The 12,330-nt window shown below is 66.0% G+C and carries 11 protein-coding genes; all 11 read left to right on the top strand.

What is annotated here, in order from left to right:
* Window positions 1-110 precede the first annotated feature (110 nt).
* The 11 genes from WHZ77_RS22845 (at window position 111) to WHZ77_RS22795 (ending at window position 12,100) form a co-directional block, all read left to right on the top strand.
* Entirely contained in the window at window positions 111-266 is a 156-nt protein-coding gene (locus tag WHZ77_RS22845) for a hypothetical protein (protein WP_015687353.1), read from the top strand.
* Between the two features lie 229 nt (window positions 267-495).
* Window positions 496-1,170 (top strand): response regulator transcription factor, encoded by a 675-nt coding sequence (locus tag WHZ77_RS22840; protein ID WP_143844227.1) that lies wholly within the window; start codon window positions 496-498, stop codon window positions 1,168-1,170.
* Between the two features lie 91 nt (window positions 1,171-1,261).
* Window positions 1,262-2,638 (top strand): ATP-binding protein, encoded by a 1,377-nt coding sequence (locus WHZ77_RS22835; protein ID WP_375310001.1) that lies wholly within the window; start codon window positions 1,262-1,264, stop codon window positions 2,636-2,638.
* A 160-nt stretch (window positions 2,639-2,798) separates the two neighbouring features.
* A complete protein-coding gene (locus tag WHZ77_RS22830; RefSeq protein WP_375310000.1) occupies window positions 2,799-4,202 on the top strand; it encodes a hypothetical protein in 1,404 nt (467 codons plus the stop codon).
* A 99-nt stretch (window positions 4,203-4,301) separates the two neighbouring features.
* The gene (locus WHZ77_RS22825) at window positions 4,302-4,571 is read left to right on the top strand and encodes a hypothetical protein (protein ID WP_143844229.1); all 270 of its coding nucleotides are present in this window, start codon (window positions 4,302-4,304) and stop codon (window positions 4,569-4,571) included.
* A 131-nt stretch (window positions 4,572-4,702) separates the two neighbouring features.
* Window positions 4,703-5,812, top strand: coding sequence for a c-type cytochrome biogenesis protein CcmI (gene ccmI / locus WHZ77_RS22820; RefSeq protein WP_375309999.1), 1,110 nt, complete (start codon window positions 4,703-4,705; stop codon window positions 5,810-5,812).
* A 37-nt stretch (window positions 5,813-5,849) separates the two neighbouring features.
* Complete coding sequence (ccmE, locus tag WHZ77_RS22815) at window positions 5,850-6,359, top strand: cytochrome c maturation protein CcmE (protein WP_143844230.1); 510 nt, start codon at window positions 5,850-5,852, stop codon at window positions 6,357-6,359.
* Complete coding sequence (locus WHZ77_RS22810; protein WP_375309998.1) at window positions 6,356-8,338, top strand: heme lyase CcmF/NrfE family subunit; 1,983 nt, start codon at window positions 6,356-6,358, stop codon at window positions 8,336-8,338. Before ccmE ends, WHZ77_RS22810 begins: the two co-directional genes overlap by 4 nt.
* Before the next feature lie 4 nt (window positions 8,339-8,342).
* Window positions 8,343-8,825 (top strand): cytochrome c-type biogenesis protein, encoded by a 483-nt coding sequence (locus WHZ77_RS22805; RefSeq protein WP_041748435.1) that lies wholly within the window; start codon window positions 8,343-8,345, stop codon window positions 8,823-8,825.
* 126 nt (window positions 8,826-8,951) lie between these two features.
* Entirely contained in the window at window positions 8,952-10,295 is a 1,344-nt protein-coding gene (locus WHZ77_RS22800; RefSeq protein ID WP_375309997.1) for a methyl-accepting chemotaxis protein, read from the top strand.
* 221 nt (window positions 10,296-10,516) lie between these two features.
* The gene (locus WHZ77_RS22795) at window positions 10,517-12,100 is read left to right on the top strand and encodes a Do family serine endopeptidase (protein WP_375309996.1); all 1,584 of its coding nucleotides are present in this window, start codon (window positions 10,517-10,519) and stop codon (window positions 12,098-12,100) included.
* The last annotated feature ends 230 nt before the right edge of the window (window positions 12,101-12,330 follow it).

Raw genomic sequence — 12,330 nt, 5'->3', positions numbered from 1 at the left:
TGCGTTAACCGGCCGCCCGGCCTCCGGTTGCTGCCTGATCCAACGGCAAAGATCGGAACATCGCATCAGATCGGGCGTTGCCACCGTGACAGCCAGAGATTGAGGTCACCATGGCAACCACGCGAGACCAGCATCAGATCGTCGAGACCGCGACCGAAGCGCGCGCGGGCGAGCCCGGGCCGTCGGTCGCAGCCCTGCTCGCCATCTCGACCGGGCTGGCCATCCTGATCCTTGCCGTCATCTGGTTCGTGTTCTTCCGGACCTGACGGCCGCATCGACGGGAAGGGCGGACCTTCCGACTCGCCGCGGTACGCGGCACATTGCGCCCGCCATGCCGCCGGCTCGTCCGCCGGCCTGGCGGGCGCAGTCGCGTCGGCGCGTCAGAGGTCTTATATGACCAAAAAGTAACGCTGCCGGTTCCCCGCGTTCATATTCAGTTCACGCCGGAATTGCTCATCTCTGGCGAGTTCATGCGGCCTATTTCTGGAGAGAAGCGTGCGCCTGCTCGTCGTTGAGGATGACCCCGATCTCAATCGCCAGCTCACCAAGGCGCTGAGCGACGCCGGTTACGTCGTCGATCGCGCCTTCGACGGGGAGGAGGGGCATTTTCTCGGCGACAACGAGCCCTACGATGCCGTGGTGCTCGACATCGGCCTGCCCAAGAAGGACGGCATCTCGGTGCTGGAAGCCTGGCGCCGCAATGGCCGCACCATGCCGGTCCTGATCCTCACCGCGCGCGACCGCTGGAGCGACAAGGTGCAGGGCTTCGATGCCGGTGCCGACGATTACGTCGCAAAGCCGTTCCATCTGGAGGAGGTGCTGGCGCGCATCCGCGCACTGCTGCGCCGCTCGACCGGCCATGCCCAGAGCGAGCTCAGCTGCGGCCCTGTTACCCTCGACACCAGGACCGGGCGGGTCAGCGTTTCCGGCAATCCCGTGAAGATGACCTCGCACGAATATCGGCTTCTGGCCTACCTGATGCATCATTCAGGGCGCGTCGTGTCCCGCACCGAATTGGTCGAGCATCTCTACGACCAGGATTTTGACCGCGACTCCAATACGATTGAGGTCTTCGTCGGCCGCATCCGCAAGAAGCTCGATGTCGATATCATCCAGACCGTCCGTGGTCTCGGCTATCTGCTGACCCCGCCGGCCGCGCCGGGCGCCTGAAGCGTCCGGACTTGACGGGCGATCGAACTGGGGCCTTGGTCGCGTCATGACCACCGACGCCCTGCCGCCTCGCGCCCCCGGGATCATTCCGATGCCCGCCAGCTCGCTTGCCAATCGCCTGTTCCTGTCGGCGACGGCCTGGCTCGTGGTGATTCTGGCCATCACCGGCGTGGTGCTGTCGTCGGTCTACAAGAATGCCACCGAGCGCGCGTTCGACCGCCGGCTCAATCTCTATCTGCGCACCCTCATCGCCGAAGTCGCCACCCCCGACGAGCCGCCGGACCGTCAGTTCCAGTCGCTCGGCGAGCCGCTGTTCGAGCTGCCGCTGTCCGGCTGGTACTGGCAGATCACGCGGACCGATACCGAGAAGCCGGAGGTGCGCTCCTCGCGCTCGCTCTGGGACAAGAAGCTGCCGAAGCTGGAGGAGCAGGGCAGCGAGCTCACCGCCGCCGGCATTCGTCTTGCCTATGTCGACGGGCCCGAGGGGCAGAATCTGCGCATGGTCGAGCGTCCCGTCGATCTTGGTGCCGACGGCAAATATCTGGTCAGTGTTGCCGGCGACGACACTGAGATTTTCGACGAGACGCGGAGTTTCGATTACTATCTCGGCGGCACCTTCACCGCGCTCGGCATCGTGCTGCTGCTGACCACGGTGTTCCAGGTCCGCTTCGGCCTTGCGCCGCTCAAGCGCATCTCGGAATCCATCGCCGACATCCGCTCCGGGCGGGCGGAGCGGCTCGAAGGCGAATTCCCGGTCGAGATCGCGCCGCTGGCGCGCGAGACAAATGCGTTGATCGACGCCAATCGCGAGATCGTCGAGCGCGCCCGTACCCATGTCGGCAATCTCGCCCATGCGATCAAGACGCCGCTCTCGGTGATCGTCAACGAGGCCGGCGCCCATGTCGCCGATCCCTTCGCGGCCAAGGTCATGGAGCAGGCGGACGTGATGCGCAGCCAGCTTGCCCATCATCTCGAGCGCGCCCGCATCGCGGCGCGCGTCTCGGTGGTCGGAACCGTGACGGAGGTTGCGCCCGCCATCGAGGCCCTGCGGCGGACCATGGAGAAGATCCACCGTGACCGCGGCATCATGGTCGAGGCCAACGCCGATCCGTCAGCCAAATTCCGCGGCGAGCGGCAGGATCTGGAGGAGATGGTCGGCAATCTCGTCGACAACGCCTGCAAATGGGCGGCCTCGCGGGTCTTCATCGAGGTTTTGGTGGAGGCGACGCAGCAGGCGGGTGCCGGCCCGCGCCTGCGGATCATCGTCGACGACGACGGGCGCGGCCTGTCGGAGGCGGAACGCGTCCAGGTTTCGCGGCGCGGCCAGCGGCTCGACGAGTCGAAGCCCGGCTCGGGACTGGGGCTGTCGATCGTGACCGACCTTGCCGCGCTCTATGGCGGCAGCCTCTCGCTCAGTGGCGCGCCGATCGGGGGACTGCGGGCGGAGCTGGTGCTGCCCGGAATATAATCCTTTGTTCCGACGTGACTATTTCGCCTGCGCGAGGCCGATCGGCGCGAAACCGGAGGCATTCGCGGCAACTTCCTAAACGGCTTCTTAAGTGGGGCCCACCTATGATCGCGCAGGACGCACCCTACGTCTGCCATTTTACCATGCATTATCCGGGCGCATGAGCCAGACATCGATCGAGCGGCTGAGGGAATATCTCGCGCAGCTCCCGCCGCAGGCGCAGGCGCTGCTGATGCGGGAGTTCGAGCGCGCGCTCGAACGCGGCCAGGACACGGCTGTTGCGACCCTCGTACTCGAGCAATTGCGCAAGATCGTCCGCAAGACGGAAGCCGACGAAGCCCCGCCGCCGCGCACGGACGATCTGTCGCGGCTGCTGTTCCAGTTGCTGGAACCGTTCCTGGTCGAGGCGGGCACGCCGGTCCGGGTCGGCCAGATCCGCCGCTCCTCGCTGCACCCGATCTGGCAATGGCTTGGCCGCGACGGCGCCCCAGACAAGGTCAGCGAATTCGAAGCGGCGCTGGCGCGCATGCCGGTTGCCGACAGTGCCGGCCAGGTCGAGGCCCTTGCGCAAAAACTCCAGGCGGTGGCCGCCGACGCCATCTTCGAACTGACGGGACCGGGCGGCGGCGACAAGTCGCGCGCGCTCGCCCGTGTCGGTCCGCCCAATGTGGTCGAGGACCTCTATTCGATCGGAGCGGTACTTCAGGTCCGGGAAGCCATCGCCACCCTGAACGAGAAGCTGCCACGCTCGCTGCGCGCCTTCGGCGATGCCCAGATCGCGTCGGTGACGGCCACGCTCAATATTCCCGTGCTCCAGACGCCGCAGATGCTGCCATTCGCGCTGTCGATGGTGGTGCAGCGCATGACCGCGCCGTGGCAGATCATCCGCCTCGCCATCAAGATTGCGGCGTCCGACGACGAGATCCGCGTCGCGGCGACGCCCTATGGCGCCGCCGTCACGATCGCCCTGCACGATCTCTCCTGCGTGGCCGCGATCCTGCGCATGGACATCAAACGCGGCCATTTCGACAACGTTGCCGACAACCTCAAGACGCTGCACGACGGTGTGCGCGGCCTGCGCACGGAACTCGACCTGCGCAACGATTCCCCCTGGGGCAAGCAGTTGACCTCGATCCGGGCCGACATTTCCAACGCGCTGCAGTCGGAGATCGACAGTGTTCCCGGCCGCGTGCGCCGCATCCTGCGCCAGCGCCCCGAGAAGGAGATTCCGCCGGGAGCGCGGATCGACAGCACCGAGGTCGAGGAAACCGTCGCGCTGATCGATTTCGTCGCGACTTGCCGAAACTACGCGAGCGAGCTTGCGATCAACGAGGTGACGCTGCGCACCTATTCCGACCTCCAGCAATATGTGGAGCGGTCGACCGAGCAGCTGGTGCAGTCGCTGCGCGCCGCCGATCTCAAAGTCCGCACCTATCGGCAGCAGCAGGTGCAGGCCGCAATCCGTTTCTGCCAGGTGCTGTTCGGCGACGATTACGCCTCGCTGATGAGCCGTGCCGCGGAGAACGCAGCGACGGGCGAGCGCAAATCGTCGCGCGCCAGCTGATTTAAGCGCATTTTTTCGTGATCACAATTTCTGGTTGACCGTGCCGGCGGCGAGCCCTACGGTCTCCGTGCAAGTTTTGGAATTTCTATCTGTGGGCGCATGAAACCCCTTATCAGCTCCATCGAAATTGAAAACCGCGTCATTGTTGCCAAATATCGAAGGCTGATGACCGGCGCGAAGGTGGTGCTGGTCGAGAAGGCAAGCGGTCGGCAGCTGCCTGAGACGATCACCAGGGTTGCATCACCTGTTCCGGTCGGGGCGCTGCGCATCAGATTGCCGGACGCAATCACGCCAGGGACGTACTTTCTGAAGGCCATCAACGGTCACGGCGAGGACGCTGCGCAAAGTGCGGACTTCGAGATCGGCTAAGCCGTTGGATTTTCACCGTTTCGGGACTGTGCGCGGTCGCGGTGAATTGACAATTGTCAATTGCCGCATCATCCGGCCGTGGTGTAAAGCCACCTGTGGGCGCGGGTGGCGCGCTGCCGGAAGCTTGCCAGATGACGCTATGGTTCGTGTTCGCGCTGATGACGGTCGCGGCGATTTTCGCCGTGCTCTTGCCGCTCGGCCGCAGCGGACGCGCGCAAAATCAGGGCAGCGAGGTTGCGGTCTACAAGGACCAACTGGCCGAGGTCGAGCGTGATCTCGCCGCCGGGTTGATCGCCGCGCCCGAAGCCGAGGCCGCGCGCGTCGAGATCAGCCGCAGGCTGCTTGCCGCAGCCGGCACAGAGGCCGCGCAAGCGCCGACGTCGAGCCTCAAATGGCGCCGTGCGGCGGCCGTGCTGGCGCTCGCCGGCCTGCCGCTCGTTGCGGTCGGTGTCTACATGCCGCTCGGCTCGCCCAGGCTTCAGGACTTTCCGCTGGCGCAGCGGGAGCGCGGATCAGGGTCGGGCATGGCGCAGTCGCTCGAGAACCTCGTCGTGCAGGTCGAGCAACATCTGGAAAAGAATCCGACCGACGGACGCGGCTGGAACGTGCTCGCGCCGGTGCTGCAACGGCTCGGCCGCTTCGACGATGCGGTGCGCGCCTATCGCAACTCGCTCACCTACAATGGCGAGAGCGCCGAGCGCCGCTCCGATCTCGGCGAAGCCATCGCAGCCGCCGCAAATGGCGTGGTGACCGCCGAAGCCAAGGGCGAATTCGAGCGTGCACATGCGCTCAACGCCGACGATCCCAAGGCGAACTATTTCCTCGGTCTCGCCGCCGAGCAGGACGGCCGCAAGGACGATGCCGCCAACATCTGGCGCGCGCTGCTGGCGAAGGCGCCGGAGGATGCGCCGTGGCGTTCCCTGGTGCAGTCTTCGCTGGCGCGGGTCGGTGGCGGCACGATGCCGGCGCTGTCGGACGAGACCCTCGCCGCGTCCAGGGACATGAACGAGGGCGATCGCAACGCGATGGTGCGCGGCATGATCGAGCGCCTCGCCACGCGCCTCAAGCAGAATGGCGACGACGTCGAGGGTTGGCTGCGCCTGGTGCGCGCCTATCTCGTGATGGGCGATCGCGACAAGGCGGTGGGCGCATCGGGCGATGCCCGCCAGGCCGTTGCCAACGACGCCGCGCGGCTGCGCCAGCTCAACGAAGGCCTCAAGACGCTCGGGCTCGACGGATGACGATGCGGCGACGAGACCAGCAGGGAACGGATACGCCATGACGCGCAAGCAGCGACGGATGACCATCATCGGCGGCTCGCTCGCCGTGCTCGCCCTCGCGGCCGCGCTGGTGCTCAACGCGCTCAGGGATTCGATCGTGTTCTTCTCGACCCCGACCATGGTCGCCGAGAAGCACGTCGAACCGGGAAAACGGTTTCGTCTCGGCGGGTTGGTGCAGCCCGGCTCGCTCCACCGCGGCGACAATCTGGCGGTGACATTCGAGGTCGCCGATGGCGGCGCAAAGCTGCCCGTCGCCTACAAGGGCATCCTGCCGGATCTGTTCCGCGAAGGGCAGGGCGTGGTCGCCGAAGGCGCGCTCGATGCCAACGGCGTGTTCAAGGCCGATACCGTGCTCGCCAAGCATGACGAGACCTACATGCCCAAGGACGTCGCAGACGCCCTGAAGAAGCAGGGGCACTGGAAGGACGACTACGGCGCCAAAGCTTCTGATAGCGTCAAGCCGGCGGCAACGACGGCGCAGGGCAATTCGCAGGGAGCAGTGCGGTGATCGCTGAATCCGGACATTACGCGCTGGTGCTGGCGCTTGCCCTGGCGCTGATCCAGTCGGTCGTGCCGCTGATCGGCGCCCGCTTGCGCGATGCCGCGCTGATGAACGTGGCGCGCTCGACCGCGCTGGCGCAGCTGCTGTTCGTCGGCGCCTCGTTCATCGCGCTCGTGATGTTGCACGTCAGCTCGGATTTCTCCGTCGCCAACGTCTACGAGAACTCCCACTCGATGAAGCCGCTACTCTACAAGATCACCGGCGTGTGGGGAAACCACGAAGGGTCGATGCTGCTCTGGGTGTCGATCCTGGCGCTGTTCGGCGGCCTGGTTGCGGCCTTCGGCAACAATCTGCCGCTGTCGCTGCGCGCCCATGTGCTGGCCGTGCAGGCCTGGATCGCCAGCGCCTTCTATCTATTTATCCTGGTGACCTCCAATCCGTTCCTGCGCATCGTCAACCCGCCGGTCGAGGGACGCGATCTCAATCCCGTGCTCCAGGACATCGGCCTCGCCGTGCATCCGCCGATGCTCTATCTCGGCTATGTCGGCTTCTCGATCTCGTTCTCCTTCGCCATCGCGGCGCTGATGGAGGGCCGCATCGACGCGGCCTGGGCGCGCTGGGTGCGGCCGTGGACGCTGGTGGCTTGGATATTCCTCACCCTCGGCATCGCGATGGGCTCCTACTGGGCTTATTATGAACTCGGCTGGGGCGGCTGGTGGTTCTGGGATCCCGTCGAGAACGCCTCGCTGATGCCGTGGCTGGCCGGCACCGCGCTGCTGCACTCGGCGCTGGTGATGGAGAAGCGCAATGCGCTGAAGGTCTGGACCATCCTGCTGTCGATCCTGACCTTCTCGCTGTCGCTGCTCGGCACTTTCCTGGTGCGCTCGGGCGTCATCACGTCCGTGCACGCCTTCGCGACCGATCCGACTCGCGGCGTGTTCATCCTGTTGATCCTGTGCCTGTTCATCGGCGGCAGCCTGTCGCTGTTCGCGGGCCGCGCGACCTCGTTGAAGCAGGGGGGCCTGTTCGCGCCGATCTCGCGCGAAGGCGCGCTGGTGCTGAACAATCTGCTGCTCACGGTGGCCTGCGCGGTCGTGCTGTTCGGCACGCTCTATCCGTTGGCGATGGAACTGCTGGCCGATTTCAAGATGTCGGTCGGCGCGCCCTTCTACAATCTCACCTTCGCCCCGCTGTTCACGCTGCTGCTGCTGGCGGTGCCGTTCGGGCCGATGCTGGCGTGGAAGCGCGGCGATCTGCTTGGCGTCACCCAGCGCCTGCTCGCGGCCGGCGTTGCCGGCCTCGTTGTAATCGCCATTGTCTGGGCCTGGACGCGCGGCGGCAGCGCGCTCGCGCCGCTCGCGATCGGGCTTGGCGTCTTCGTCATCGCCGGCGCCGTCACCGACATCGTCGAGCGGACCGGTCTCGTGCGACTTCCGTTCGGAACGGCGCTGCACCGCGCCCGCGGCCTGCCGCGCTCGGCCTGGGGTACGGCGTTCGCGCACGCGGGCCTCGGCGTCGCGCTGATCGGGATCGTCTGCGAAACCACCTGGAACAGTGAATATATCGCGACGATGAAGCAGAACGACGTCGCCCATGTCGCCGGCTACGATCTCAAGCTGGACGGCCTGTTTCAGCGTCAGGGGCCAAACTTCCGCGAGATGATCGCCGAGTTCAATGTCAGTCGCGACGGCGAGACGGTCAGCGTCATGACGCCCTCCAAGCGCAGTTTCACCACGCGCGGCTCCTCGACGACCGAGGCCGCGCTGCTGACGCGTGGCGCAAGCCAGCTCTACGTCTCGCTCGGCGACGCAAACGCGGAGGGCGCCATTGCGGTGCGCATCTATCACAAGCCGCTGGTGCTGCTGATCTGGTGGGGACCGGTGCTGATGGCGTTCGGCGGCGTGCTGTCGCTGTCCGACCGGCGCTTGCGGGTCGGCGCGCCGAAACCGGCGCGGGCCAAGCAACGCCTCCAGCCAGCGGAGTGATCCGATGCGGCGGATGATGCTTGCGATCGTCGCGCTGATGCTGCTGGCTATGCCGGTGGCGTATGCCGTGCAGCCCGACGAGATCATGTCGGATCCCGCCAAGGAAGTCCGCGCGCGCGACCTGTCGCGCGAGCTGCGCTGCATGGTCTGCCAGAACCAATCGATCGACGATTCCGACGCGCCGCTCGCGCGCGATCTGCGCCTGCTGGTGCGCGAGCGCATCGCGGCCGGCGACAGCAATTCGCAGGTGCTCGACTTCCTTGTCGCGCGCTATGGCGAGTTCGTACTGCTCAAGCCGCGCTTCGAGCGCCAGACTGTGCTGCTGTGGCTGCTCGCGCCGCTGCTGCTGATCGGCGGCGGCCTGGCGCTCTGGCTGCAGATCCGTCGCCGTTCGAGAAGCGGTGCAGACGTACCAGCCCCGCCGCTTTCGCCCGAGGAGGAGACGCGGCTCGCCGCGTTGATGTCGGACGAAGCCAAATCCTCCTAGCTGCGTGACGCCGTCCGCGCCTACGTAATGATACGTAGACCGCCTGCGATGGCCTGTTTTCACGCTATGTTGACCTTTATCTGGAAGCTTGGCGGAAAATTCCATTCCTGACTCTGAGTCTCCCCGATGTTCACGAACAGCAATCTGACGATCCGCTTCCTGGTCGGCGCCGTCGTCGCAGCATTATTGTTCCTGCTGGGCATCGGCGGCGGCACCGGCTTCGTCGCGGTGCTCTATCTCAATAACGAGATCACCAGCCTGTCGTCGGATTTCGCAGCGCTGAGCGGCCCCGCGCGCGACCACGCGATGCAGATCTACCAGCAGGCGCAGGCGGCGTTCTCCTATTTCCTGATGGCCTGCGGCGTGATCGCGGTCGTCGCCGTCGCGATCTGCCTCACCACCTGGTTCGCCGTGCGCAACGGCATCCTCAGCCCGCTGGCGGCGATCGTGCATGCCATGCGCGAGGTCGCCGACCAGAAGTTCGAGACATCCGTTCCGGGCCTCGGCGGCACCAACGAGATCGGCCTGCTCGCCGGAGCGCTGGAGGTGTTCAAGACCAACGGGATCGAGCGGCGCCGGCTCACCGAGCAGCAGCTGCGCGAAGCGCAGCACCAGTCGGAGCGCTCGCAATTTCTCGACGACCGCATCAAGCGCTTCAACGATCTCGTCGCCGGTGTCGTCGACAGCGTGGCGTCGTCGGCCGTGCATCTGAAGAGCAACGCGGAGACATTGTCGCGGACGGCCAACGACACCAGCACGAAGGCCAGTGCGGTCGCGAGCGCGGCGAGCCAGGCCAGCGTCAGCGTCCAGACGGTCGCGGGCTCGGCCGAGGCGATGACGAATTCGATCGGCACGATCAGCCGCCGCGTCACCGACGCGACACAACGCGCCGAAGGCGCGGCGTCCCAGGCCGAGAAGAGCCGCGACACCATCCACACGCTGTCGGATGCCGCCGACAAGATCGGCGAGGTCGTGCAGCTCGTGCAGGCGATCGCATCGCAGACCAATTTGCTCGCGCTCAACGCAACCATCGAGGCGGCGCGGGCAGGGGAGGCCGGCAAGGGTTTTGCCGTGGTCGCCTCCGAGGTGAAGAGCCTCGCGCACCAGACCAGCAAGGCGACGGAAGAGATCACCTCGCACGTCGCCAGCATCCAGGGGATCACCGCGGAGACGCGCGGCGCGATCGACGGGATCTCGAAGACCCTGTCGGAGATCTCGTCGATCATGTCCGGCATCGAGGTTGACACCGCCCAGCAGCGCAATGCCACACAGGACATCACGAGCAGCGCGCAGGACGCCGCACACGGAACGCTCGACGTCTCCAATCACATCGTCCAGATCACCTCGACCTCGGCGGAGACCGGGCGCATGGCCGCCGAAGCACGCGATTCCGCCGTCGACCTGTCGCAGCAGGCCGAGACCCTGAAGCGCGAAGTGGACGAATTCATCGTCAGCGTCAGGGCGAGCTGAGGCCGCGAAATACGCGGGTATGCGCCGATCTCGGGAACTCGATTAAGTTCCTGTCACACCACGATTTTCGGGCTGCGATAAACGGCCGCATCCGCGTCGCCGTTCATTACAAAAGTTTAACCCCGCCGCCAGCGCGCGGTAAGGCGGGAGCCCCCATCTTCAGGACCGTAAGGTGCTGCCATCCGGCACCAAATGGATTTCAAGGCCCTGGAGATCTCTGCATGACCGACCGTCCCGACCTCACCAACCTTCCGTCCTATCGGCAGCCGCGCCGCTCGGTTTTCTCCGCGCGGAGGATCGCGCTGATGGCCTCGGTCGTCGCAGGCCTGGGCATTGCCGTCCACGGCTTCAGCCCGTCGACCTCACCAAGCGATCTGTTCTCGAGCCCGGCGCATGCGCAGGTCAACAACGAGGTCCGCAAGGTCGAGCGTCCGATCGGCTTCGCCGACATCGTCGAGCGCGTGAAGCCGTCGGTGATCTCGGTGAAGGTCAACATCAAGGAAAAGACCGCGAGCAACGATGACGGCGACGACTCCTCCTCGCCGTTCCAGCCGGGCTCGCCGATGGAGCGCTTTTTCCGCCGCTTCGGCGGTCCGGATGGCTTCCCGGGCCAGAGGGGGGGCGGTGGCCGCGGCCGCGTCGTGCAGGGTCAGGGCTCCGGCTTCTTCATCTCGGCTGACGGCTATGCCGTGACCAACAACCACGTGGTCGACGGCGCCGACAAGGTCGAGGTCACCACCGACGACGGCAAGACCTACACAGCCAAGGTGATCGGAACCGACCAGCGCACCGACCTTGCCCTGATCAAGGTCGAGGGCAGTTCCAACTTCCCGTTCGCCAAGCTTGCTGACGGCAAGCCGCGGATCGGCGACTGGGTGCTCGCGGTTGGCAATCCGTTCGGCCTCGGCGGCACCGTGACCGCGGGCATCGTCTCGGCCAGCGGTCGCGATATCGGCAACGGCCCCTATGACGATTTCATCCAGATCGACGCGCCCGTGAACAAGGGCAATTCCGGCGGTCCGGCTTTCGACACCAACGGTGAAGTGATGGGCGTCAACACCGCGATCTACTCGCCCTCCGGCGGGAGCGTAGGCATCGCGTTCTCGATCCCGGCCTCCACCGTGAAGACGGTGGTTGCCCAACTCAAGGACAAGGGCTCCGTCAGCCGCGGCTGGATCGGCGTGCAAATCCAGCCGGTGACGTCCGACATCGCCGACAGCCTCGGCATGAAGAAGGCCGAAGGCGCGCTGGTGGCGGAGCCGCAGGCGAACGGTCCGGCTGCCAAGGCCGGCATCGAGTCCGGCGACGTGATCACCTCGGTCAACGGCGAAGCCGTCAAGGACGCCCGCGAGCTCGCCCGCACCATCGGCGGACTGGCGCCCGGCGCCACCGTGAAGCTCAACGTGCTGCACAAGGGCCAGGACAAGGTCGTGAACCTTACGCTCGGCCAATTGCCGAACACGGTCGAGGCCAAGGCCGACACCGACAAGGACAGCGGCAAGGGTGCAAGCCGCGGCACCGACGTGCCCAAGCTCGGCATGACCGTTGCGCCCGCCGACTCCGTGGCCGGCGCCGGCAAGGAAGGCGTCGTGGTCACCGAAGTCGATCCGAAGAGTGCAGCGGCCGAACGCGGCTTCAAGGAAGGCGATGTGATTCTGGAGGTCGGCGGCAAGAGCGTGAGCACCGCCGGCGACGTCCGCGACGCCATCAACACGGCGCGGACCGACAACAAGAACAGCGTCCTGATGCGTGTGAAGAGCGGCGGTCAGTCGCGCTTCGTCGCCGTGCCCATCGCCAAGGGCTGAGCCTTCAGGAGGCTTACGAGATGAGGGGTGTCGCCGGCATCAGTCGCCCCCGCCGCCGACGCCCTTCGGGGGAGCAGCGTAAATTTCGCTTCCCCAGTCTACCTTCCGGTGGAAATACGCCCCCCTCCGTCGGAAGGCCTAGGGCGGTGAGGTCCCCCCAGCTTCACCGCCCGCCTTTTTGCCTACCCAAGTCCCATTTGCTTGGCTTGCATGCGATTGCCGCTCGCGCC

Origin of the sequence: Bradyrhizobium sp. A5 (assembly GCF_042076515.1) — a bacterium.
Lineage (GTDB): Bacteria > Pseudomonadota > Alphaproteobacteria > Rhizobiales > Xanthobacteraceae > Bradyrhizobium > Bradyrhizobium cosmicum.
The sequence above is the reverse complement of the archived record's forward strand: the minus strand, read 5'-3'. Positions and strand labels throughout refer to the sequence as shown.